Below are 23,479 nucleotides of genomic sequence, written 5' to 3'. Positions count from 1 at the left end.
CAGCCTTCCCGGCACCTGTCGTGGACGCAACGCCGACATGACGAACGTGCGCCGACTTTGTGCACGTTGCGCTTTCGACTTCATGAAGTCGCGTGAGGTTCGATCGGGGAGTTCCAAAAAACAAAACGATTGCTATTATTTTTATGTCACCAGGGAGGGATCGCATCGTGACCGAGCTTCTGTGCCGACAACTGAAGACCACCACCGACGTGTGCGCGCCCACGGGTGCCGAGGCGCTCCTCGACGAGTTACCCGCCTCGGCCCTCGACGCGCGGTTCACCGCCTTCGCCGAGATGCTCTTCGGCCATCTGCGCCGCGCGGACCAGCGCCGCTGGGCCCACATCTATCTGCGGGGACTGCTCATGACGCCGGGCAAGAAGTCGATCCCGCGCCTCGCGGCCTCCATCTCCTCGTCCGCCACGGCCCACCAGTCGTTGCACCAGTTCGTCAACGCCAGTCCCTGGGACTGGAGTCCGGCCCGGCGAGAGCTGACGCGACTGGCGGAGCGGTTCGTACGGCCGAAGGCCTGGACCCTGGCCACCGCTGTGCAGCCCAAGCGCGGAGACCGTACGTGCGGAGTGCACCGCCGCTTCGTGCCCGCCATGGGGCGCACCGTCAACTGCCAGGTCGGTGTGGGGATGTTCCTGGCGTCGGAAAGTGAGCACATCCCCGTCGACTGGCATCTGCTGCTGCCCGACCAGTGGGACGGCGACCCGGAACTGCGTGAGCGGGCACGGATACCCGAAGCGGCCCGCAACCAGCCGCTGTGGAGCCACGCGCTGAGTCTCAGCCGTACTCTGGCGGCCCACACAGGCCTGCCGCCGGTACCGTTCCTGGCCGACATGGACGGATACCCGGGCGCGGCCCCGCTGATCGACGGCCTCTCCCGCAGCCGGCAGGACTTCGTGATCGCCGTGTCCGGCGACCTCCCGATGCTGCCCGCCGTTCCGAGTCCCGTGAACACCGCGCGGGAGGTCGGCCGGCCCATCGGGGCGCGTCGCTTCCTGGACCTCCACTCCGCGCGACGCGGGCACGCCGTGGTCGCCGGCGCCGGCGGGGGGCGCCGGCCGGTACGGGTGCTGTCCAGCCTGGTCAACCTGGAGCCCGGGCGCGGCGCCAGGGCCGGTACGCACCGCCCGTACCGACTGTTCACCGTGCTTCGTCCCGACGGTGCGCCCGGTCCGGTCTGGATCACCAGTCTCGTCGACCGGAGCATGGACGAACTCTTCTCGCTCACCCGGCTGTTGTCCGGGACCACGACGGCGATGACGGACATGGAGAACTACGGGGTTCTCGACTTCGAGGGCCGGTCCTTCCCGGGCTGGCATCACCACATGACGCTGGTTTCGGCCGCGTACGCCTACAGCCGGCTGATCGACCCGGTCGCCGTGCCGCAGGTCGCCTGACGGCACGACAGGGCACACGGAGCAGGCCCTGCGTCCCGCCGATGAGGCGGAGACGCAGGGCCTGCCGTGTTGTCGTGCTGCCCCGGAGTGACCGGGGCGGCCGGCAGGTCAGACCGCGGTGCAGCCGCCGTCCACCGCCATGGCGCTGCCGGTGACGAAGGACGCGCGGTCGCTGCACAGCCAGGCGGCGGCCTGCGCGACCTCCACGGGATCCGCCAGGCGCCGCTGGATCGCGCGGCCCACGGCCGCTTCCTCGACCGCCGGCGTCTCCTTGATGACCTGCTCCAGCAGCTCGGTGCGGGTGCTGCCGACGACCAGCGCGTTCACCCTTATGCCGAGGCCGCCATAGCTGGCGGCGGCGGCCCTGGTGAGGCCGAGGACAGCGTGTTTGGCAGCCACGTACGGCGCCGCCACTCCGGTGGCGAACACACCCGCGGTGCTGGAGGTGTTCACGATGGCGCCGCCGGCTCCCCGCTCCAGCATCGCCCTCAGCTGCACACGCAGGCAGTTCCACACCCCACGTACGTTCACGTCCATGATCTGGTCGAAGAGCGCGTCGTCCATCTGATGCAGCTGGGGCCCGAGCCCGCCCCAGCCGGCGTTGTTGAACGCCGCGTCCAGACCCCCGAAGGACTCGACCGCCACCGAGACGGCCCGCTCGACGTCCTCGGCGGACGTCACGTCCCCGGTGACCGCCTCGCCCCTTCCGCCCTGGTCGACGATCTCCTGGGCGATTCGGCGCAGCTCTGTCCCCCTCCGTGCCATGAGCACCACGGCCGCGCCCTCTGCGGCGAACAGCTCTGCCGCGGCCGCGCCGATACCGCTCGACGCGCCGGTGATCATGACTGTCTTCCCGTGCAGAAGCCCCTGTTGGTGGCTGCTTGACAGCACAGTTCCCCCTCTTTCTTCTGTTGTGTAGTGGTGGGCCCTCTCGGGCCCACCTGCCATTCCGTTCAACCTGCGTGGGAACGCCAGTCCACCGGTCCGGCCTTGTCACCCCCGTGCCGGAGAACTGGCGAACGCCGCAGTGATGCCTGGATGGCGAGTGGGCCGTGCGGCCGCGTCGCTCAGGTGAGAGTGGATCGCTTGATCCTTCCCCTGGCCTCCCCGTACTGCAGTCGACTGATCGCGCTCGGCGCCGCCGTGGCCGGGAGGAAGCACTGCCAGATCTGCTCCACCCTGAACGGCAGGTCGCGATACCCGCTCTCGATCTGTGAGTGCATCTGCGCCCCCGTGCAGGCGTTGACCAACACCTGGGCCAGAACCTCCACGTCGGCCGAGGCGCGCAGTTCGCGCCGACGCTGCGCGATCCGGAACTGTTCCGTCAGCAGCCTGGTCCACTGATCGTGGGAGTTCTCCGTCTGGTCGAGGAAGAGCTGCTGGTCCATCACCAGGCGCGCACCGGCCATCAGGATGGGATCGTCCATCAGCCGGCACGCCCACGTGAGTGTAATGTCCACGGCCCGCTGCAGTCCCTCGGAATCGAGCGGTGGCGCGACGTGCTCGGGCTGGGAGCGGACGATCTCGCGAGCCAGGGACTCCTTGTTCTTGAAGTGGAAGTAGATCGCGCCCAGGGTCAGCCCCGCCCGGTCGGCGATCTTGGCAACACTGGCGCCGGCGAAGCCGGATTCGGCGAACACCTGCGCCGCCGCCTGTACCAGAGCCGCGCGCGTGTGCAGTGCCCTCTCCTGCTTCAGCTCCCGCCTGGCGCCATCGGGCTTGGTCATGGTCGGACCCCTCTCGACAAAAAAAAGAACGCTCTCTATTTTAATGACCGAAGCGGCCCTGCTCCAACCCCGGGGCAGCGGCGTATTCAGGGGAGGGAACTCGTATGACTGCAACCGTCTGTGGTTCCGTCAGTGCCGCGTCAGGCGACGTCACGGCCGTACGGCAGCGGCTGGTGCGCAAGAGCAACGCGAACGAAGTTCTGGTCACTGCCTGGAAGAACGTTTCCGCAACCCAGCACGTCACCACGGTCCGCTGGCCCGTCGAGCACCCCTTCTACATGGCCGACGCGGACTTCTACAGCCCGCTGCTGTTCACGGAGAGTGTGCGCCAGTCCCTGTCGATGGTGACGCACACGGCCTTCGACATACCCCTCGAACACCGGCTGGCCCTGGACCATTTCAGGACCTCGGTGGACTGCGCGGCGCTGCGCAGGGGCACCGAGCCCGTTGAGCTGTACCTGCGCACCACGCACACCCGCATGGAACGCCGCAGGCTGGGCGCGGCCCGGGGCAGCGCAACCGTCGAAGTCTGGCGCGACGCAATGCCGGTGGGCACCGCCCAGATCGGTTACACCGCCTCCCCGCCCGCCATCTACGACCGGTTACGCGGTTCCGAGTACGCGAATGCCACCGAGGTCTGTGCCCGGACGCCCGCCGCGCCCGCGGCCGAAGAACCGCTCCTGGTCGGCCGCGAGTCCGCCCGCGACGTGGTGCTCTCGCCCACCGGCGAGCAGCACCGGTGGCTCCTGCGCAACGACCTTACGCACCCGGTCCTGTTCGACCATCCGCACGACCACGTGCCCGGCATGGTGCTGATGGAGGCCGCCAGCCAGGCCGCGCAGGCAGTCCTGGCCCCCGGCCGGATGCTGCCCGTCTCCCTGGACACCACGTTCAGCCGGTACGTGGAACTCGACAAGCCGTGCTGGATCACGGCCGAACGGCTGAGCACGGCCGTCGGCTGGCCACAGGTGAACGTCACCGCGGTGCAGGACGACCGGACCGCGTTCACCAGCACCGTCACCGTCGCCCCCATCATGCGGAACTGGGCGGCGCTGGCGGCCTAGCCCTGTCGTCGAACATCCTGAGCTCCATGACGATTCTGGCCCGGGACCATGTGGTCCGGGGCCAGAGTCGTCGGCGCAGGCACCTTTCGTACGGTCCTCGGCCTACCCGGCAGATGCGCAACCGTCGATCAGCGCCAGCTCGAGCCGCGCCAGGCGTTCCGGGACGCAGATCACCTCATACGCCGTGATCCGGTCATCCTCGACGGTGAAGGTGAGCGCCAGTTGCAGCCGCCCCCACCGGGCCACGACCGCTCCCACCGCGCCGTCCACGAGCGCGGGCTCGGCGAACCGTGCTCGTTGTCCGAAGTCCTTGACCCCCTGCGCCACCGAGTGGGCCCCGCGCACCTCGGCAGGTGCGTCGGCCGGCAGAGCTGCCCGGTCGGCCCGCCGCACCACATCAGGGGCCAGCACGGTGAGGATCGCGTCGAGGTCCCCGTCGCGCGCGGCGGTGAGGAAGGTCTCGACGACCTGCCGCCGTCGGGCGAGCTCGGCCCGCGGGATCAGCGGAGTGCCCCGCACCTTGCGGCGGGCCCGGCTGGCGAGTTTCTTGGTCGCCACAGGCGTGCGGTCCACGATGCCGGCGATCTCGGCGAACGGGACGGCGAAGATGTCGTGCAGCACGAACGCGACACGCTCTGCGGGCTCGAGCGTGTCCAGTACCACCAGCAAGGCCGGCCCGACCGAGTCGGCCAGCACCGCCTCCCGCTCCGGCCCGCTGTCGTCGTCGCTGCACGGTGCCTCCGGCATCTGCTGCCCGACCAGGTCCTCCCGGCGGGACGAGCGGGAGCGCAGCATGTCGAGGCAGATGCGGGCGGTCACGGTCCGTAGCCAGGCAGCCAGGTTCTCGATGGCGTCGACGTCGACGCGGCTCAGCCGCAGCCAGGCCTCCTGAACGGCGTCGTCCGCGTCGCTGAGCGAGCCGAGCATCCGCTGGGCCACGGCCCTCAGATGCACACGGTGCGTCTCGAACTGTTCCGCCAGCTGCTCGTCCTCGCGCATGGGTGGGTCACCTTTTCCCGTCGGGCTTCGTCGACTTCATGACGTACCCAAGCAAACGAGGCAGGGACGGAATCGGGCCGCCCAGGAGGAGATCCTGGCCGACGGAAACCCGCCCGACCTGCCGACGAAGGGAACCCACGGTGAGCACGACCCCCAAGACCACCACCCTCCGTCAGCCGCTGCTGCGTGGCATCGACCTCGCCGGCCTGACCCTGCCCAACCGCGTGGTCATGGCCCCGACCACCCGGGCACGCGCGGCGGGCCCGGACCTGGTGCCGACCGAGATGCACGCGGTCTACTACGGGCAGCGCGCCAGCGCCGGACTCATCGTCACCGAGGGCGTCTGGATCAGCGAGCAGGCTGTCGGCTTCACCAACGTCCCCGGCATCTACAGCCCGGAACAGGTCGTCGGTTGGCGCAGGGTCACCGAGGTCGTCCACGCCCTCGGCGGCCGTATCGTGCTGCAGTTGTGGCACACCGGTGCCGCCTCGCATCCCGATCATCTCCGGGGCGAGCCGCCGGTCGGACCGTCGGCGGTCAATCCGCACGAGATGTCCTTCACACCCGGCGGTTTCAAGGAGACCGTCACCCCTCGGGAGATGACCGTCGCCGAGATCGAGAAGACGGTCGAGGACTACCGCGTCGCCTCGGAGAACGCCAGGCGCGCCGGCTTCGACGGGGTGGAGATCCACGCGATCGGTTCGTTCCTGATCCCTCAGTTCCTCAGCCCTCGGCTCAATCTGCGCACCGACGCCTACGGAGGCGACGCTGTGCGCCGGCGACGTCTGCTGCTCGACATCGTCGCCGCGGCCGCCGCGGCCTGGGGCGGGCGGGGCGTCGGCGTCCGCCTGTCGCCCTACTGGACCTCCGGTGACGCCTTCACCGCCGATGAGGCGACGCTCGCCCACTACGACGAGCTGGTGTCCGAACTGGACGACCACCCTGTGGCCTATGTGCACCTGCGCGGCCGGGACGTCGCGGAGCCGGGCGCCACGCCGGACTTCGACTGCATCGCCCGCTACCGGCAGCGCTTCTCCGGCCCTCTGATCGCGAACAACGGCTTCGACCGCACGTCAGGGAACGCCGTGGTCGAAGCGGGTGTCGCCGACGCCGTGTCGTTCGCCACCCACTTCATCGCCAATCCGGATCTCGTCGCCCGCTTCGCCCTGGACCGCCAACTGGCGACCGGCGACCAGGACACCTACTACACGGGAGGCGCGGCCGGCTACGTCGACTACCCCGTGACCGAGTGGCCGCCTTCTTGAAGCCAGTGTCTGACACATCCGGCCAGGGGCCGAGGTGCCCGCCGACCAGGTGTCCTGGCGTCAGCCCTGGGTGTCCGGGATCTCCGAAACGGACACCAGTCGGCGCTCGAGCCGGGACAGTTCGCACGCCTCGGCGATCCGCAGCGCGTGCAGCGCCTCGCGCCCGTCGCACGGGTTCGTCCGCTCCCCGCGCACGACCTCGACGAAGGCGTGCAGCTCCGCCTCGTACGCGGGCGCGAAGCGCTCCAGGAACCCGGTCCACGGCTTGTCCGCGGGCGGCGGCCCGGCCGGCTCCGTGGAGGCGATCGGCGTACGGTCGTCCAGGCCGACGCCGATCTGGTCCAGCTCACCGGCCAGCTCCATGCGTACGTCGTATCCGGCGCCGTTCATCCGGGTCGACGTCGCCGTGGCGAGCGTGCCGTCGTCCAGGGTGAGGACGGCCGCGGCCGTGTCGATGTCGTTCGCCTCGCGGAACATCCCGGGACCGGCGTCCGAACCCATCGCGTACACCTCGGTGACCTCTCGGCCGGTCACCCACCGCAGGATGTCGAAATCATGCACCAGGCAGTCCCGGTACAGGCCACCGGAGAGCGGGAGATACGCGGCCGGAGGCGGTGACTGGTCGGACGTCATCGCCCGCACGGTGTGCAGCCGCCCGAGCCGGCCCGAGCGCACCGCCTCGCGCGCGGCCGCGTAGCCGGCGTCGAAGCGGCGCTGGAAGCCCAGTTGCAGTACCGTACCGGCGGCCTCGACCTCGGCGAGCGCGGTGAGCGTGCCAGGCAGGTCGAGGGCGATGGGCTTCTCGCAGAACACCGGGAGTCCGGCGCGGGCTGCCCGACCGATCAGTTCGGCGTGGGCCGACGTGGCCGCCGTGATGACCACGGCGTCCACACCCCAGGTGAAGATCTCCTCCACGCTGGGTGCCGCCGTGGCGCCCAGGCGGTCCGCGAGCTCACGAGCCCGGGCCGGGTCCGCGTCCGTGACGATGAGAGAGCCGCCGACCTCGCGGTGGCGGCTGAGAGCGGTCGCGTGGAATGTGCCGATACGGCCCGTTCCGATGAGTCCGATGCGCATGGGAACAAATTGAGGGCGGACCCCGCACTCTGTCAATGCTTTGTCCGGACAATCGAACTTCACAACTTCCCGTCATCATTCACCAGAGCTACGCTCGCCCCGTGCCCAAACCAGAAGTGGATCCGACCGTGACGCTCCAGCTCAGCGTCGACCGGAGCAGTCCGGTGCCGTTGTACTTCCAGCTGTCCCAGCAGCTCGAGGCGGCGATCGAGCACGGCGAGCTGACGCCCGGCAGCCTGCTGGGCAACGAGATCGAGCTCGCCGGGCGGCTCGGCCTGTCCCGCCCGACGGTCCGCCAGGCCATCCAGTCCCTCGTCGACAAGGGCCTCCTCGTACGCCGCCGAGGCGTCGGAACCCAGGTCGTGCACAGCCAGGTCAAGCGCCCGCTTGAGCTCAGCAGCCTCTACGACGACCTCGAGGCGGCCGGCCAGCGACCGGCGACCCGGGTCCTCGTCAACACCGTCGTCCCGGCCTCGGCCGAGGTCGCCGCGGCCCTCGCGGTGGCCGAGGGCAGCGACGTACACCGCGTGGAGCGACTGCGCCTGGCGCACAGCGAGCCGGTGGCGTACCTGTGCAACTACCTGCCGCCCGGACTGCTCGACCTGGAGAGCTCGCAGCTGGAGGCCACCGGCCTGTACCGCCTGATGCGGGCCGCCGGCATCACGCTCCACAGCGCCCGCCAGTCCGTCGGGGCGCGCGCGGCCACAGTGGTGGAAGCCGAGCGCCTCGGCGAGCCCGAGGGAGCCCCGCTGCTCACCATGCAGCGCACCACCTTCGACGACACGGGCCGCGCGGTCGAGTACGGCACACACACGTACCGGGCTTCCCGCTACTCGTTCGAGTTCCAGCTCCTCGTACGCCCCTGAGGGCCGAGGTCCCTGACCATGCCCCGTGTGGGTGCAGGGCCGTGCCCCGTAAGGGGCGCGGGGAACTGCGCGACCAGCCACAATGAACCGGTAGCGAACAAACGACCGGCACCTCCCCGCGGCTCGCCAAGCGGACGGCAAGGGACTCCGTCGTGCGGCCCAGCGGCCGCGTGAGGCAGAATCGGCGCGATGAGCACCTACCGCGACCTCGCACACCGCGGCTCCGCGCGGGCCACCGTCCTGCGTACCGTCGGGACGCGCGAGCGCCGATCACATCTGACGGCGCCCCGCGTCCCCACCGTCGGCATCGACATCGGCGGTACGAAGGTGATGGCGGGCGTCGTCGACGCGGACGGCAACATCCTGGAGAAGGTCCGCACCGAGACCCCCGACAAGTCCAAGAGCCCCAAGGTCGTCGAGGACACCATCGTCGAACTGGTCCTGGATCTCTCCGACCGGCACGACGTGCACGCCGTCGGCATAGGGGCGGCCGGCTGGGTCGACGCCGACCGCAACCGCGTCCTGTTCGCGCCCCACCTGTCCTGGCGCAACGAACCGCTGCGGGACCGCATCTCCGGGCGCCTGGCCGTCCCCGTCCTGGTCGACAACGACGCGAACAGCGCCGCCTGGGCGGAGTGGCGCTTCGGCGCGGGCCGCGGCGAGGACCACCTCGTCATGATCACGCTGGGCACCGGCATCGGCGGCGCGATCCTGGAGGACGGCCAGGTCAAGCGCGGAAAGTTCGGTGTGGCGGGCGAGTTCGGCCATATGCAGGTCGTGCCCGGCGGCCATCGCTGCCCCTGCGGCAACCGCGGCTGCTGGGAGCAGTACAGCTCCGGCAACGCGCTGGTCCGCGAGGCCCGCGAACTCGCCGCCGCCGACTCCCCGGTGGCCTACGGGATCGTCGAGCACGTCAAGGGCAACATCTCCGAGATCACGGGCCCGATGATCACCGAGCTGGCCCGCGAGGGCGACGCCATGTGCATCGAGCTCCTCCAGGACATCGGCCAGTGGCTCGGCGTCGGCATCGCGAACCTCGCGGCTGCCCTGGACCCCTCCTGCTTCGTCATCGGCGGCGGTGTCTCGGCGGCCGACGACCTGCTGATCGGCCCCGCGCGGGACGCCTTCCGGCGCCATCTGACCGGTCGCGGCTACCGCCCCGAGGCCCGTATCGCCCGCGCCCAGCTCGGCCCCGAGGCCGGTATGGTCGGCGCCGCCGACCTCGCCCGGCTCGTCGCCCGCCGCTTCCGGCGCGCCAAGCGGCGCCGGGTGGAGCGCTACGAGCGGTACGAGCGGTACGTGGAATCGCGCCGTACGACCCAGGGGTCGCTGTGATGCCCTCACTGCCGCGTCAGGCGGCGCCCCCGGACGAGCCGTCGCGACCGTCCGAGGACCGGCGCCACATGATCCGCCGACGTTCGCTCACCCTGCTGATCATCGTGCTGCTCATCGGAGTCCCGGCCGGCTACCTGGTGATCTCCGCCAACCAGAGCCGCGACAGCGGCAAGGACAAGGAGAAGAAGTACTCGGCGACCGGTCTCACCGAGGGCTGGCCCTCGCGCGTCCAGCGCCGTCTCTACCAGCTGCCCGTCCCGGCGCACTCGGGCCACGTCGCGTACTACGAGACGAACAACTGGAAGACCAGCCGTCTGTACATCCAGTTCCTCACCAGCGAAAAGGGCCTCGACAAGTTCCTCAAGAGGATCGGCACCAGCCGCGCCGCCCTGGAGCGCGACGAGATCGCCGTCACCGCCCGCGACCAGCGGATCGTCGGCTGGGAGTTCACAGGGCCCGGCCCCTGGTCGGGCCTCACCCGCGAGCGGAAGAACCCGACACCCACGCTGGACATAGTCGTGAACTGGTCGAAGCGCGGCCACCCCATGGTCTACGCGGTCTCGCGGACAACTCCCTGATCCTTTCCCGTTCCGCCGCCGGACCCCGTTGTCAGACCCGGCCCGTACAGTCGAAGACGAGTGATCCGACTCGGCTCATCAGGCCCGTTTGCGCCGGCTGGGCCGGTAGGGCTGATGCGGCCGGCAAGGCTGATGGGGCCGGCGGGCGAGGGAGGTGGCGGGGAGCATGAGCGTGGGGGACATGGCGCATACTGCGGTGCCCGGCCGGCTTGCCGCCGTCTTTCTGCCCGCCGCGCTGCCGCGCGAGGGGCGGATCGCCTTCTGGGATCCGGACGGTGGAGCGCTGCCGGCCGGAGAGCACACCGAGCTCACGGTGGTACGACGGCACGGCGCCGGCGTGCGGCGGGGACCGGCGCCCGCGCTGACGCTGACGGTAGGGGAGGCCCTGCCGTTGCTCGTACGGGCGAGGCGGGACCCCTCGGCGCACGCCTCCACGGCATGCTGGGGCGCCGCCGCTCTGCACGCGCTGCGGCTCGTCGCGCGCGGGCGCCTGTTGCCCGGCCTGACGCGTGACGGCCATGACGCCTGGCGAGCCGGGCCCCTGGATCCGGACGACATCGCACACCTGAGGGCGATGGCAGCGGCCCTCCCGCACGAAGGGCATGCCGTACCGCTTCCGGGCCGCGGCCCCCTTCAGGTGCCCGACCCGGAGGCGCTGATGCGCGCCTTCCTGGACTCCGTCGCCGACACACTGCCGCGCACCGCGGCCGCGCCGTACGCCGCCGGGAAACCCTTCTCCGCGCGCGAGCCCCAGCGACTGCCGGGCGCCCAGGACTGGGCGGCGGAGGTCGCCGCGGGCATGGACGCGGGCGTACGGATCTCGCTGCGTCTGGACCTGTCCGCGTACGACCTCTTCGACGACAGCGACGACAGTGAGCACCGCGGGGACAGATCGCGGGCGAGGCGGGCGGGCGCGGCCATCGTCCAGGTGCACAGCCTCGCCGATTCCACCCTCGTCGTCGACGCCGCGGCCCTGTGGGCGGGCGACGCCGACGCGATGTTCGGGCCGCGCGCCCGTGTCGACGCGGCGCTGGCCGTGCGCCGTGCGGCCCGCGTCTGGCCTCCCCTGGACCGGCTCTCCGCGCAGGACGTGCCGGACGTACTCGCGCTGTCCGAGGACGAGTTGTCCGACCTGCTCGGCGTCGCGGCCACCCGCCTGGGCGCGGCCGGAGTCGCCGTGCACTGGCCGCGCGACCTCGCCCAGGACCTGAGCGCCACGGCGGTGGTGCGCCCCGCACCGGGTTCCGCGACGGACGGCACGGGCTTCTTCGAGAGCGAGGAACTGCTCCAGTTCCGCTGGCAGTTGGCGCTCGGCGGGGATCCACTGACCGAGGCCGAGATGGACACGCTGGCCGAAGCTCATCGGCCGGTCGTGCGGCTGCGCGACCAGTGGGTGCTCGTCGACCCAGCACTCGTCCGCAAGGCCCGCAAACGCGAACTGGGCCTGCTCGACCCGGTCGACGCCCTCTCCGCCGCACTCACCGGCACCGCGGAGGCCGACGGCGAGACGGTCGAGGCGGTGCCCGTCGGTGCGCTGGCCGCGCTGCGGGACCGGCTGACGGTGGGCGTGCGGCCCGCCGAGCCGCCCGCCGGGCTCACGGCGCGGCTGCGGGACTACCAACTGCGCGGGCTGGCCTGGCTCGACCTCATGACCTCACTCGGCCTCGGCGGCTGCCTCGCCGACGACATGGGCCTCGGCAAGACCGTCACCGTCATCGCCCTCCACCTGAAGCGGGCGCGCCGTGAGCCGACCCTGGTCGTCTGCCCCGCCTCGCTGCTCGGCAACTGGCAGCGGGAGATCGCCCGGTTCGCCCCGGACGTCCCCGTCCGCCGCTATCACGGACCGGGCCGCACGCTGGACGACCTGGACGGCGGCTTCGTGCTCACCACGTACGGGACGATGCGCTCGGGCGCGCCCCGGCTCGGACAGCAGCCGTGGGGCATGGTCGTCGCGGACGAGGCGCAGCACGTCAAGAACCCGTACTCGGCGACGGCGAAAGCCCTGCGTACGATCCCCGCGCCGGCCCGGGTCGCCCTGAGCGGGACGCCCGTCGAGAACAACCTCTCCGAACTCTGGGCCCTGCTCGACTGGACGACTCCCGGACTGCTCGGTCCCCTGAAGTCCTTCCGCGCACGGCACGCGCGCGCGGTGGAGAACGGCGAGGACGAGGAGGCCGTGGCCCGCCTCGCCCGGCTGATCCGCCCCTTCCTGCTGCGCCGCAAGAAGTCCGACCCCGGCATCGTCCCCGAGCTCCCTCCCAAGACCGAGACCGACCATCCTGTACCGCTCACCCGTGAACAGGCCTCGCTCTACGAGGCGGTGGTCCGCGAGTCGATGCTGGCGATCGAGACGACCGAGGGCATCGCCCGGCGTGGCCTGGTCCTCAAACTCCTCACCTCGCTCAAGCAGATCTGCAATCACCCGGCGTTGTATCTGAAGGAGGACGCGGGAGCGGGGCCCGCAGGCAGGCCCGGCGGCCAGAGCGACGCGTCCCGTCTCGCGGCCCGGTCCGGCAAACTGGCCCTGCTCGACGAGCTGTTGGACACGCTGCTCTCCGAGGACGGCTCGGCGCTCGTCTTCACCCAGTACGTGGGGATGGCCCGGCTGATCACGTCCCACCTCGCGGTCAGGGCGGTACCGGTCGAGTTGTTGCACGGTGGTACGCCTGTGGCCGAGCGCGAACACATGGTGGACCGCTTCCAGAGCGGGGCGACGCCTGTCCTGGTCCTGTCCCTGAAGGCGGCCGGTACGGGTCTCAACCTCACGCGCGCGGGCCATGTCATCCACTTCGACCGCTGGTGGAACCCCGCCGTCGAGGAACAGGCCACGGACCGCGCTTACCGCATCGGCCAGACCCAGCCCGTCCAGGTCCACCGCCTCATCACCGAGGGCACGGTCGAGGACCGCATCGCCGAAATGCTCGAATCGAAGCGGGCTCTGGCCGACGCGATCCTGGGCTCCGGCGAGGCGTCCCTCACCGAACTCACCGACCGCGAACTGTCGGACCTGGTCTCGCTCCGGAGGACCGCGTGATGTCTCCGACGGGTCGACGGGATACGGCGGACGGGCGTTCGCCGGGGGAGCGCGGTGAGTTGGGCCGGGGTGCGTCGAGGGAGAGCGCTGGGTTGGGCGGGCGTACGTCGGGGGAGCCTGCGGAGTTGGACGAGCGTGCGTGCACGGAGACCTACGCGTCGGGCGAGCGTGAGTTGGGGGAGGCCGACGTCTCGGACGAGCGGCTGTCGGGAGAGCCTTGCGCGTCGGATGAGCGCGCGTCGGCTGGGTCCGAGGTGTCGGCTGAGTCCGGTTCTTCGGTTGGGTTCAGCGCGTTGGGGGAGTCCGGCGTGTCGTCTGAGACGAGCACCTCGGCTGAGACGGTTGCGTCGGCTGAGTCTGGCACGTGGTCTGAGCTTGGTGTGTGGGCCGGGGGCGGCGCTTTGGCTGGGTCCGAGGTGTCGGCTGAGCCCAGCCCGTCGTCTGAGCCCAGCCCGTCGGCTGAGTCTGGCACGTCGTTTGAGCCTGGTGTGTGGGCCGGGGGCGGCGCTTTGGCTGGGTCCGAGGTGTCGGCTGAGTCCGGTTCTTCGGTTGGGTCCAGCGCGTTGGCTGAGTCCGGCGTGTCGTCTGAGACGAGCATCTCGGCTGAGACGGGTGCGTCGGTCGAGCCCCACACCTCGGTCGAGCCCCGCGCCTCGGACGAGTCGCCCACGACGACGGCGCCGCAGCCGGAGGCCGGTGTTCGGGAGGGGGCCCGGACCCGGCCCGCGGATGTGGCTCGCCGGGCCTTGTGGGCCGCGCGGCGCGGCGCGGCCGGGGCCTCGGCGGGCGACTCGGAGGAGCGCCGCTCCGTCGCGTCGGAGGGGCGACCGGCAGGAGGGGACGCGGAGCAGAGGCCCTCCGAGACGAAGACGGCCCGGCGGCGGACCGTGCCGCAGGGGCCTCGGCCGGGTGACGTGGTGCGTGAGGCCCTGCGCGGCGCTGCCACTCGCGCGGAGGACGGACAGCCCGGAACGGCGGCAGGAGCCGAGGGCAGCGAGCGCTCCGGGAAGACGTCCGAGCCGTCGGCAGCCGACCGTCCGGGCGGTGGTGGTGGGGCCGCCGGTACGCCGCGCCCTGGTGACGTGGCCCGTGAGGCGTTGCGTGCCGCGCGAACCGACGCGAGCCTGGCCGTTCGTACGACCGCCGGGGCCAAGGGAGTTGGTGGACCTAGCCGTCCCGTTGACAGGAAGACCCCCGCGTCCGAACCACCTCCGAGATCCGCAAACCGCCGCGCGCGGGCAGCGGCCCGGCCGGACCGGTTGAGCGACGAGGAGTCCGAAGTACCGCCGTGGCTGGGCGGGACAGACGGCCGCCCGACCAAACCCGATGAACCAGGCGGCACCGCGCCCGCGCCCGCGCTCGAAGCGGACGGCTCCACGCCCCCCTTCGCGCCCGCCCCCGCCCAGGCTCCCGCCGCCACCCCGGTCCGCGACAGCGAGCTTCGGCGTACCTTCCCCGCCCTTCCGCCGCGGCCCCCCGGGGCGGGCGGGTTCGCCGAGACGTGGTGGGGCAACGCGTGGGTGGCCGCGCTGGAGGAGTCCGCGTTGGATCCGGCGCGGCTCGCGCGGGGGCGGGTGTACGCGGGAAAGGGGCGCGTGGACGCCGTCACCGTTACGCCAGGGCTCGTGCTCGCGTATGTGCACGGGAGCCGGCCGCGGCCGTACCGGGTGCAGATCCGGATGCGTACGCTCGCAGACCGCGACTGGGAGCGGTTCCTGGACGCGGCGGCCGAACGGCCGGGGCACATCGCGGCGTTGCTCGACAAGGACATGCCTCAGTCGCTCGCCGATTGCGGGGTCGAGCTGCTTCCCGGCCCCGGTGATCTCGAACCGCACTGCAGTTGCCCCGACTTCGGTCATCCCTGCAAGCACGCGGCCGCCCTGTGCTACCAGACGGCAAGGCTGCTGGACGAGGACCCCTTCGTCCTGCTCCTGCTGCGCGGCCGGGGCGAACGCGACCTGCTGGACGCGCTGTCGCGGCGCAACGCCGCCCTGGCCGCGCGGTCGGCCCGGGCCGCCCAGGAACAGGAACCGTCGCTCCCGGGCGTCCGTGCCCGTGACGCCCTCGCCCCCCGCACACTCCCGCCCCTTCCGGAACCGCTGCCGCCGCCCGCGCACCCCGAACAGCCCCCGGCCTATCCGGCCGCACCGGGCGGCCCGGACCCGCTGGCCCTCGACCAGTTGGCCACCGACGCGGCCACCCGTGCGCACGCGCTGCTCACGACGGGACGCGACCCGGTCGCGGAGCTGACGCTCTGGCAGGACGCCGTCCGCCTCGCGGCCACCCGCCCCGGCTCCGGCCTCACCGCCACGACCCGGGCCCTCTACCAGTCGCTCGCTTCCGCCGCCGGCCGCACCCCGGCCGACCTGGCGCGCGCGGTCGCTGCCTGGCGCCAGGGCGGAGTCGAAGGGCTGGCCGTCCTCGAAGAACCCTGGGACCCGCCGGCGGGCCGTTTCGACCGCGCCCGCCCGCTCCTCCTGGCCGCCGACTTCCCCGCCTTCCGTCCGTGGCGCAATCACCTCACCCACCCTCGCGGTCACATACAACTCCGCCTCGGCCGCGACGGTCTCTGGTACGCGTACGAATCGGAGCCGGGCCACGACGACTGGTGGCCCCGGGGCACCCCCGACCTCGACCCGGTCGGCGCCCTCACCGGCCTGGGCACCCCGAACGACCTCTGACGGCTGCCCGAGCTGAGCCCGGCCCCGGCCGCCTGAGCCCGGCCCCGGCCGCCTGTCTGCGTGCGTGCGTGCGACCGAGACTTTCCAAGGCGGAAACTTGTGTCTTGCCGTACCGGAAACGCGCCACTAGTCTTTCCGTTGTGGAAACTGACGGACACTCCCTTCGCCCGACCCCGCAGCAGGCCCGCGCCGCCCTGGCCGACACCGAGCAGGTCCGGGCGGCCGCCGCCGCCCTGTCCGCCACTCCGTGGCCGCGCTGGTTCGCCACCACGCTCGCGCTGTTCATCGCCGCCATTCCGCCGGTCTACGGGGGAATACTGGCGAACCCCCAGTGGCTGCTGCCCAGTTCGGTCTGGGGCGTCATCATGCTGGTGATGACCGCGGGGTACCTGGCGCTGTACGGCGTCGCGGCGGCGAACTGGCGCAAGCGGACCGGCGTGGCCCTGCGCCTGGACGTGCTGCCCAAGCGCGCCATCGTGCCGCTGGCGATCGGGCTGCCCGCACTGCTGCTGGGCGCGCCCCACGCCTTCCGCGCCACCGGAGAGCCGCTGTGGTTGTTCGCCGCCTCCGCCGCCGGGGCCGCCGTGTCGATCGCCTTCCACGTCACCTTCGTACGCCTGCACCGGAAAGCTTCGTGACCAGCGCCGCCACCGACCCCATGGACGGCTTCGACACCACCATCCATGCCCCCAACCGGCTGCGCATCTGCGCCCTGCTCGACACCGCGGGCGAGGCCGAGTTCTCCGTGGTCCAGCGACAGCTCGACGTCTCCGCCTCCGTCCTGAGCAAGCATGTCACCGTGCTGATGGAGGCCGGCTACGTCGAGCAGCGCAAGGCCGTGCGCGACACCCGCCAACGCGTCTGGCTACGCCTGACCCGGCACGGGCGGGAGGCCTACCAGGCGCATCTCGCCGCTCTGCGCGCCATCGTCGGGCCGTAGCGCCCAGGTGCACCCGCCGCGGCTCAGTGGCTGCCGCATCAGTCGGGCACAGCCAGAGGTATGTGAAGCCGGCCGTCGAGGATCTTCGCGATGCCGACACAACGTGGGGAGGTCTGCAGGAGGTCTGCAGAGTGCCCCGCCCCAGGCGCGTGAGAAATCGTGAGATATGAGAGCGTGAGCCGGGTGAGCGACACGATGACGAGCACCCTGCAGTACCGCTTTGACGGACCAGAACAAGCACCTGTCCTGATCCTGGGTCCCTCACTCGGTACAACCTGGCACATGTGGGACCGGCAGATCCCGGAGCTGACGAAGCACTGGCGGGTCTTCCGGTTCGACCTGCCGGGCCACGGTGGCGCGCCCGCGCACCCGGCCGCCTCGGTCGCCGACCTCGCCGAGCGGCTGCTGGGCACGCTCGACGGCCTCGGCGTCCAGCGGTTCGGCTACGCGGGCTGCGCGTTCGGCGGCGCCATCGGTATCGAGTTGGCGCTGCGCCACCCGGAGCGGATGGCCTCGCTCGCCCTGATCGCCGCCTCGCCGCGCTTCGGCACGGCCGACCAGTTCCGGCAGCGCGGTGTGATCGTACGGACGAACGGCCTCGACCCCATCGCGCGGTCATCGCCGGAGCGCTGGTTCACCGGCGGGTTCGCCGCCGCGCAGCCCGCCATCACCGAGTGGGCGGTGCAGATGGTCCGCACCACCGACCCGGGCTGCTACATCGCCGCCTGCGAGGCGCTCGCCTCCTTCGACGTACGCGCCGAACTCGGCAGGGTCGGCGTTCCCACGCTCGTCCTCGTCGGCTCCGACGACCAGGTCACCGGCCCCGCCGAGGCCCGCACACTGGTCGCCGGAATACCGGACGCCCGCCTCGCGGTCGTGCCCGGCGCCTCGCACCTGGTCCCCGTGGAGCAGCCCGGCGCGGTCACCGACCTTCTCGTACGGCACTTCTCCAGCGCCTGGCAGCCCGCCTTCGATACGACATCGGGCCACCAGATGGCGATCTCGGCGCCCCCGGTCAAGCCGGTCCTGGCCGCGGCCCCGCCGATGATGCCGCTCGCGGAGATCGCCCCCGTCGCGCAGCCCGAGGTCCTGGGCAGGCCCGACCCGTACGACGCGGGCCTCAAGGTCCGCCGCGAGGTGCTCGGCGACGCCCATGTGGACCGGGCGCTGGCCCAGGCGGACGAGTTCTCCGGGGACTTCCAGGAGTTCATCACGCGGTACGCATGGGGTGAGGTCTGGGACCGGCCGGGTCTGGACAGACGCTCGCGCAGCTGTGTCACGCTCACCGCCCTGGTCGCGGGCGGCCATCTCGAAGAACTCGCCTTCCACACCCGGGCCGCCCTCCGCAACGGCCTGACCCCGGTCGAGATCAAGGAAGTACTCCTCCAGGCGGCCGTCTACTGCGGCGTACCGGCCGCGAACAGCGCTTTCCGGGTGGCCCAGAAGGTGATCCGCGAGGAGACCACGCCCCAGGAATGATCCTGCTCGGTGTCGGGGGCAGGATGGAACACATGAAGTTCACGAAGAAGTCGCATGCCTGCGTCCGGCTCGAGAAGGACGGGCGCACGCTCGTCATCGACCCCGGCGGTTTCAGCGAGGAGGACGCCGCGGTCGGCGCGGACGCGATCCTGGTCACGCACGAGCACCCCGACCACTTCGACGAGGGGCGGCTGCGGGCCGGCCTGGAGGCCAATCCCGGCGCCGAGCTGTGGACCCTGAAGTCCGTCTCCGACCAGATCGCGGCGGCGTTCCCGGGCCGCGTGCACACCGTCGGCCACGGCGACACGTTCACCGCCGCGGGCTTCGACGTACAGGTCCACGGCGAACTGCACGCCGTCATCCACCCCGACATTCCGCGCATCACCAACGTCGGCTATCTCGTCGACGGCGGCCGCGTCTTCCACCCGGGCGACGCCCTCACCGTCCCCGACCATCCGGTCGAGACGCTGATGCTTCCGGTGATGGCCCCCTGGAACAAGATCGCCGAGGTGATCGACTACGTACGCGAGGTCAAGCCGCACCGCGCGTACGACATCCATGACGCGCTCCTCACCGACCTCGCCCGCCCGATCTACGACCGTCAGATCGGCGGCCTGGGCGGTTCGGAGCACCTGCGGCTGGCACCGGGCGCGTCGGCGGAGATCTGAGCGCGCCGGGGATCTGAGCGCGCGGGAAATCCCGGCGGACCCGTTGTCCGACCCTGCCGGTAAGTTGTCGGCATGCGCATCGCCACCTGGAACGTGAACTCGATCACCGCCCGTCTCCCGAGGCTGTTGGCCTGGCTGGAGAGCACAAACACGGACGTGCTGTGCCTCCAGGAGGCCAAGACCACCGCCGAGCAGTTCCCGTCCGCCCAGCTCCGCGAGCTCGGCTACGAGTCGGCGGTGCACGCGACGGGACGGTGGAACGGCGTGGCGGTGATCTCCCGCATAGGCCTCGAAGACGTGGTCAGGGGCCTGCCCGGCGACCCCGGATACGACGGGGTCCAGGAGCCCCGGGCCGTCTCCGCGACCTGCGGCCCGGTCCGCGTCTGGTCGGTGTACGTGCCGAACGGACGCGAGGTGGACCACGCCCACTTCGCGTACAAACTCCAGTGGTTCGAGGCGCTCAAGGCGGCGGTCGCGGGTGACGCGGGCGGTAGCCGGCCCTTCGCGGTGATGGGCGACTACAACGTGGCGCCGACGGACGACGACGTCTTCGACATCGCCGCCTTCGAGGGCGCCACGCACGTCACACCGGCCGAGCGGGCCGCCCTCGCCTCCCTCCGTGAGGCCGGGCTCTCGGACGTGGTCCCGCGCCCCCTCAAGTACGACCACCCGTTCACCTACTGGGACTACCGCCAGCTCTGCTTCCCCAAGAACCGCGGCATGCGCATCGACCTGGTCTACGGCAACGAGCCCTTCGCGAAGGCCGTCACGGACGCCTACGTGGACCGTGAGGAGCGCAAGGGCAAGGGCGCCTCGGACCATGCCCCGGTGGTGGTGGACCTGGACGTGTAGCCGAGCGCCCGTATGGGCGCAGGCGCGCCCCGTAAGGGGCGCGGGGCTGTGACATATGCGGCTCCGCCGCGTGGGCGCGACCAGCCACAAACGGCCCGCAGTCCAGGTGCGACCTCACCGCGAGGCTCCGCAGCTACAGCAACTTCAGATCGACCGACTCCGCCAACGCCGCCAACCCCGCGTCTCCCGGGTGCAGATGATCCCCGCTGTCGTACGCGGGCAGCATCCGCGAGGGGCGCTCGGGGTCCCGCACCACCGCGTCGAAGTCGAGCACGCCGTCGAAGTCGGAGTTGGACCGGATGTACGCGTTCACGGCCACGCGCTGTGCGTCGGCCGCCGCCGTGCAGCGTGTCTCGCCCTCGCAGGGGACGATCGTCGCGGCCAGGACCCGCAGACCGCGGGCATGCGCCCGCTCGGCGATCTGCCGCAGTCCGGCGATGACCTGGTCCGCGCTCGCGCCCCAGCGGACGTCGTTGACGCCCTGGAAGACGAGGGCCGTCCGGGCCGACGTCTGGGCGAGGACATCGCGGTCGAGGCGGTTGAGTGCGCTCACGCCACCTGTGCTGGTGGAGACGCCGTCGCCGGTGTAGACGTCGGTGACCACGCGGTTCGCCGAGATGCCGTGGTTGAGGACGCCATAGCGCGGCACCGCGTCCTGGTTCAGCAGTCGCCTGGAGAGCACATTGGGCCAGCGGCGGTTCGCGTCCGGCGACGACTTGTCGCCGTCCGTGATCGAGTCCCCGAGCAGCACGACGGAACCGGGCCCGCCGCCCACGTCCACACCGGTCAGCAGCGGCCAGTTGGTGATCGTCGAGGTGTACGCCTCCGGGGTGGCGGCAGCGGCGTGGTCGCCCGGCACGCTGACGTACGACCGCTGGATGGCCTGGGTGTGGACGGGCGCGGCGGTCACCGTTCCCGGCAGATGGAAGCTCACCAGCAGATTGGTGTCCGCGGGCACGTCGAAGCCGAGCGGATCGCTGAACGCCTGTGCACCTGCCGGGATCTCGGCCCCCGTCGCGCCGCGGAACGACAGCGGCACGGGCGTGCTCCGCGGGCTCGCGCCGGACGCCTGAACCGCCACCGTCGCACTGCCGATCCGTACGGGTGCGGCCGCGAAGGTGTTGTCGAGCCGGATCCGTACGCGCGGTCCGCCCGCCGAGGTGTGCACCACCAGGCGCAGGGTCCGGTCCGTCCAGGGCCCGACCGCCGTGTAACCGGAGGTCGACGCGGCCCAACTGCCGGTCCAGTCACGCCTGTCGGCGCGCACCGACAGCGCGAACACATGCAGGTCGTCCGCGCGCGGCAGCTCGACCGAGGCGACGTCCCGGCCTCGGGTGATCGGCACGGTCACGACGTACAGCCGTGCCTTCTCGGCGAGTTGACCACCGGGCGTGTTGATGTGCGGCAGGGCCACGGCCTTGGTGGCGAGCGGGCCGCGGCGCCAGTCCGGTGCGGTCAGCCGGTACGAGGAGCGTGAGCCGTTCGCGTACCGCACCACACCCGTGCCCGTCACCGCGTCGCCTCCCGTGCCTGCCACCAGGAAGGCGAGGGCGTCGCCACGGCCCCGTACCCGGACGGACTGGCCGTCGGCGCGCACGTTGTCCGGCCCGCCCGCCTTGCGGCGCGGCCAGGTCAGCCCGGCACCCTGGACGGTCAGCGAGCGGCCGGGCGTCCAGCCCGCGGCGGTCAGGTCCTGCGCCGACAGGGAGCCGCCCGCACCGTCGAAGTCCGCCGTCCCGGGCCGGGCGTCGTCGCTGACGGCCGTGTTGTCGAAGAGGCGCTCCAACGGGAGCGGCTGAGTCCGGGCGGGCGGCGCCTCCCGTGCGGCCTGCGCGGAGGCTGTCGGCCCCCCCACCGAAAGAAGTGCGAGAGCAACGGCCGGACCCCAGACATGTCGGCGCACTACCGACCTCCCGCTTCTGACGAGACGACAGATGTTCCGCGAAGCTAAGGAGACAGCGGGGACTCGTCAATGATCCGGGCGCTAACTCCGTGCGAACTTGCCTGGAACAGCCGCCTCCGCGCGCCCTGTGGTGCGTCGGGCGATACGGATGACACTCTGGGCGTATGAACATCTCTTTCCTGGACAACTGGCGCAAGAAACGAGGGCCCGCCAGGGGAGTGGCGGTCTTCTCCGACAGTGAGAGTGATCGTGAGGGAGTGGCCGAACTTCTCTCCGAGTGCGAGCTGCTGCGCATGCAGGCGCACCGGGCGGGGATCCAACTCGACGATTCGGCGACCTCGTTGGAGGCACTCGACCAGTTGCTGCCGCGCTGGCGCGACGACGAGGAGAGCCTGCTCTGGCTCGGCAACGACGCGGGTCTCTACCTCGGCACGGTCATCGTGCGCACGGTCCCCGGCGCCTTCTGGGAGGTGTGGCCCAACGGCCAGCCGGTGGTGCGGCTGGTCTCGGGCCGGGAGATCGACGTGGTTGCCTCCGGCCACGAGTGGGCGTCCAGCGGCGTGCCCGAGCTCTCGCATGTGTATGCCGAGGTGGCGGAGGCGTAGACCGGCCTGCCCTGCCCCACCCGGCCTGCACTTGTCCGGCTCGCCCCACCCCTCGGAAAGCGGCATAAATACGGCTAATGTCGGAAAAGTGCGTGTCGTACAGGAACGTGACGCGGGCCTGGATAGTTTGCGGCCATCGCGACACAGCTGAGAGTGGGTAGGGCAGATCATGGCTGTCGATCCGTTGATCGAGCTGCGTGACGTCAACAAGTGGTTCGGCGAGCTGCATGTCCTTCAGGACATCAATCTCACCGTCGGCAGGGGGGAGGTGGTCGTGGTCATCGGTCCCTCGGGTTCGGGCAAGTCGACGCTGTGCAGGGCGATCAACCGGCTCGAGCCGATCGAGTCGGGGGAGATCAGACTGGACGGGCAGCTGCTGCCCGAGGAGGGGAAGGCCCTCGCCAGGCTCCGCGCCGAGGTCGGGATGGTCTTCCAGTCGTTCAATCTCTTCGCGCACAAGACGGTCCTGCAGAACGTCTCGCTGGGGCAGGTCAAGGCCCGCGGCCGCAAGAAGGAGGAGGCCGACCGGCGCTCGCGGGAACTTCTCGACCGGGTGGGACTCGCCGATCAGGCTCCGAAGTACCCGGCGCAGCTCTCCGGCGGCCAGCAGCAGCGCGTGGCCATCGCCCGCGCCCTCGCCATGGACCCCAAGGTGATGCTGTTCGACGAGCCGACCTCGGCACTCGACCCAGAGATGATCAACGAGGTTCTGGAGGTGATGCAGCAGCTCGCGCGCGAGGGCATGACCATGGTGGTCGTCAGCCACGAGATGGGCTTCGCGCGCTCCGCCGCCAATCGCGTCGCCTTCATGGCCGACGGCCGCATCCTCGAGGACCGCACCCCCGAGGAGTTCTTCACCAACCCGCAGAGCGACCGGGCCAGGGACTTCCTCTCCAAGATCCTCAGCCACTGACGGGGTGGGTATGTCCGTGAACTACGATGTGCCGTTCATCCCCGTGGGGGCCGAGGCCGTGAACGGCGCTCCGGCTGAACCAGGGACGCT

Annotated in this window: 20 protein-coding genes; 15 read left to right on the top strand and 5 right to left on the bottom strand. The window is 71.2% G+C overall.

Features of this window, described 5'->3' with window-relative positions:
- Positions 1-209 precede the first annotated feature (209 nt).
- Positions 210-1,406: an IS701 family transposase gene (locus FE633_RS23530; protein ID WP_138047231.1), complete on the top strand. Its 1,197-nt coding sequence runs from the start codon at positions 210-212 to the stop codon at positions 1,404-1,406.
- Positions 1,407-1,514: 108 nt separating this feature from the next.
- On the opposite strand, the gene FE633_RS23525 is transcribed toward FE633_RS23530, so the two are convergent.
- Together FE633_RS23525 and FE633_RS23520 are read right to left on the bottom strand one after the other, a co-directional pair.
- Positions 1,515-2,249, bottom strand: coding sequence for an SDR family oxidoreductase (locus FE633_RS23525; RefSeq protein ID WP_138047154.1), 735 nt, complete (start codon positions 2,247-2,249; stop codon positions 1,515-1,517).
- Positions 2,250-2,473: 224 nt separating this feature from the next.
- Positions 2,474-3,133, bottom strand: a complete 660-nt coding sequence (locus FE633_RS23520) for a ScbR family autoregulator-binding transcription factor (protein ID WP_171060094.1) — start codon at positions 3,131-3,133, stop codon at positions 2,474-2,476.
- A 104-nt stretch (positions 3,134-3,237) separates the two neighbouring features.
- Between FE633_RS23520 and FE633_RS23515 the strand changes: the two genes are divergently transcribed.
- Positions 3,238-4,197, top strand: coding sequence for a ScbA/BarX family gamma-butyrolactone biosynthesis protein (locus FE633_RS23515; protein WP_138047153.1), 960 nt, complete (start codon positions 3,238-3,240; stop codon positions 4,195-4,197).
- Positions 4,198-4,299: 102 nt separating this feature from the next.
- On the opposite strand, the gene FE633_RS23510 is transcribed toward FE633_RS23515, so the two are convergent.
- Complete coding sequence (locus FE633_RS23510; RefSeq protein ID WP_138047152.1) at positions 4,300-5,196, bottom strand: sigma-70 family RNA polymerase sigma factor; 897 nt, start codon at positions 5,194-5,196, stop codon at positions 4,300-4,302.
- A 140-nt stretch (positions 5,197-5,336) separates the two neighbouring features.
- On the opposite strand from FE633_RS23510, the gene FE633_RS23505 reads away from it, so the two are divergent.
- Complete coding sequence (locus FE633_RS23505; protein ID WP_246113789.1) at positions 5,337-6,461, top strand: alkene reductase; 1,125 nt, start codon at positions 5,337-5,339, stop codon at positions 6,459-6,461.
- A gap of 60 nt (positions 6,462-6,521) precedes the next feature.
- Here the strand turns inward: FE633_RS23505 and FE633_RS23500 are convergent, their stop codons facing one another.
- Positions 6,522-7,535 carry a Gfo/Idh/MocA family protein gene (locus FE633_RS23500; protein WP_138047150.1) on the bottom strand — a complete coding sequence of 338 codons (1,014 nt, stop codon included), beginning with the start codon at positions 7,533-7,535 and terminating at the stop codon, positions 6,522-6,524.
- 128 nt (positions 7,536-7,663) lie between these two features.
- Between FE633_RS23500 and FE633_RS23495 the strand changes: the two genes are divergently transcribed.
- From FE633_RS23495 to FE633_RS23450, 10 genes are all read left to right on the top strand, one after another.
- Positions 7,664-8,401 (top strand): GntR family transcriptional regulator, encoded by a 738-nt coding sequence (locus FE633_RS23495; protein ID WP_138047229.1) that lies wholly within the window; start codon positions 7,664-7,666, stop codon positions 8,399-8,401.
- A 189-nt stretch (positions 8,402-8,590) separates the two neighbouring features.
- Positions 8,591-9,736, top strand: a complete 1,146-nt coding sequence (locus tag FE633_RS23490) for an ROK family glucokinase (RefSeq protein WP_119104327.1) — start codon at positions 8,591-8,593, stop codon at positions 9,734-9,736.
- Complete coding sequence (locus tag FE633_RS23485) at positions 9,733-10,314, top strand: sugar kinase (protein ID WP_138047149.1); 582 nt, start codon at positions 9,733-9,735, stop codon at positions 10,312-10,314. Before FE633_RS23490 ends, FE633_RS23485 begins: the two co-directional genes overlap by 4 nt.
- Before the next feature lie 181 nt (positions 10,315-10,495).
- Positions 10,496-13,348, top strand: a complete 2,853-nt coding sequence (locus tag FE633_RS23480; RefSeq protein ID WP_246113788.1) for a DEAD/DEAH box helicase — start codon at positions 10,496-10,498, stop codon at positions 13,346-13,348.
- A 578-nt stretch (positions 13,349-13,926) separates the two neighbouring features.
- A complete protein-coding gene (locus FE633_RS23475) occupies positions 13,927-16,029 on the top strand; it encodes an SWIM zinc finger family protein (RefSeq protein WP_425473211.1) in 2,103 nt (700 codons plus the stop codon).
- Positions 16,030-16,169: 140 nt separating this feature from the next.
- Complete coding sequence (locus FE633_RS23470) at positions 16,170-16,667, top strand: hypothetical protein (protein WP_138047146.1); 498 nt, start codon at positions 16,170-16,172, stop codon at positions 16,665-16,667.
- Positions 16,664-16,969, top strand: coding sequence for a transcriptional regulator (locus tag FE633_RS23465; RefSeq protein WP_342791205.1), 306 nt, complete (start codon positions 16,664-16,666; stop codon positions 16,967-16,969). Before FE633_RS23470 ends, FE633_RS23465 begins: the two co-directional genes overlap by 4 nt.
- A 195-nt stretch (positions 16,970-17,164) precedes the next feature.
- Entirely contained in the window at positions 17,165-18,448 is a 1,284-nt protein-coding gene (pcaDC, locus tag FE633_RS23460; protein ID WP_425473216.1) for a bifunctional 3-oxoadipate enol-lactonase/4-carboxymuconolactone decarboxylase PcaDC, read from the top strand.
- Between the two features lie 32 nt (positions 18,449-18,480).
- Positions 18,481-19,116, top strand: a complete 636-nt coding sequence (locus FE633_RS23455; protein ID WP_138047142.1) for an MBL fold metallo-hydrolase — start codon at positions 18,481-18,483, stop codon at positions 19,114-19,116.
- Between the two features lie 72 nt (positions 19,117-19,188).
- Positions 19,189-19,968 (top strand): exodeoxyribonuclease III, encoded by a 780-nt coding sequence (locus FE633_RS23450; protein ID WP_138047140.1) that lies wholly within the window; start codon positions 19,189-19,191, stop codon positions 19,966-19,968.
- Positions 19,969-20,101: 133 nt separating this feature from the next.
- Here the strand turns inward: FE633_RS23450 and FE633_RS23445 are convergent, their stop codons facing one another.
- Entirely contained in the window at positions 20,102-21,823 is a 1,722-nt protein-coding gene (locus FE633_RS23445; RefSeq protein ID WP_425473210.1) for an SGNH/GDSL hydrolase family protein, read from the bottom strand.
- A 212-nt stretch (positions 21,824-22,035) separates the two neighbouring features.
- Between FE633_RS23445 and FE633_RS23440 the strand changes: the two genes are divergently transcribed.
- Together FE633_RS23440 and FE633_RS23435 are read left to right on the top strand one after the other, a co-directional pair.
- Positions 22,036-22,476: a DUF6278 family protein gene (locus tag FE633_RS23440; protein WP_138047136.1), complete on the top strand. Its 441-nt coding sequence runs from the start codon at positions 22,036-22,038 to the stop codon at positions 22,474-22,476.
- Positions 22,477-22,645: 169 nt separating this feature from the next.
- Positions 22,646-23,389, top strand: a complete 744-nt coding sequence (locus FE633_RS23435) for an amino acid ABC transporter ATP-binding protein (RefSeq protein WP_138047134.1) — start codon at positions 22,646-22,648, stop codon at positions 23,387-23,389.
- Positions 23,390-23,479: the final 90 nt, after the last annotated feature.

This window comes from Streptomyces montanus (genome assembly GCF_005786655.1).
In the GTDB taxonomy this organism is placed as follows: domain Bacteria; phylum Actinomycetota; class Actinomycetes; order Streptomycetales; family Streptomycetaceae; genus Streptomyces; species Streptomyces sporangiiformans.
The sequence above is the reverse complement of the archived record's forward strand: the minus strand, read 5'-3'. Positions and strand labels throughout refer to the sequence as shown.

Coding starts and splice junctions, on each gene's coding strand:
- FE633_RS23525 (WP_138047154.1), bottom strand. CDS start 2,249: ATGATCACCGGCGCGTCGAGCGGTATCGGCGCGGCCGCGGCAGAGCTG.
- FE633_RS23520 (WP_171060094.1), bottom strand. CDS start 3,133: ATGACCAAGCCCGATGGCGCCAGGCGGGAGCTGAAGCAGGAGAGGGCA.
- FE633_RS23515 (WP_138047153.1), top strand. CDS start 3,238: ATGACTGCAACCGTCTGTGGTTCCGTCAGTGCCGCGTCAGGCGACGTC.
- FE633_RS23510 (WP_138047152.1), bottom strand. CDS start 5,196: ATGCGCGAGGACGAGCAGCTGGCGGAACAGTTCGAGACGCACCGTGTG.
- FE633_RS23500 (WP_138047150.1), bottom strand. CDS start 7,535: ATGCGCATCGGACTCATCGGAACGGGCCGTATCGGCACATTCCACGCG.
- FE633_RS23490 (WP_119104327.1), top strand. CDS start 8,591: ATGAGCACCTACCGCGACCTCGCACACCGCGGCTCCGCGCGGGCCACC.
- FE633_RS23480 (WP_246113788.1), top strand. CDS start 10,496: ATGGCGCATACTGCGGTGCCCGGCCGGCTTGCCGCCGTCTTTCTGCCC.
- pcaDC (WP_425473216.1), top strand. CDS start 17,165: ATGACGAGCACCCTGCAGTACCGCTTTGACGGACCAGAACAAGCACCT.
- FE633_RS23455 (WP_138047142.1), top strand. CDS start 18,481: ATGAAGTTCACGAAGAAGTCGCATGCCTGCGTCCGGCTCGAGAAGGAC.
- FE633_RS23450 (WP_138047140.1), top strand. CDS start 19,189: ATGCGCATCGCCACCTGGAACGTGAACTCGATCACCGCCCGTCTCCCG.
- FE633_RS23440 (WP_138047136.1), top strand. CDS start 22,036: ATGAACATCTCTTTCCTGGACAACTGGCGCAAGAAACGAGGGCCCGCC.
- FE633_RS23435 (WP_138047134.1), top strand. CDS start 22,646: ATGGCTGTCGATCCGTTGATCGAGCTGCGTGACGTCAACAAGTGGTTC.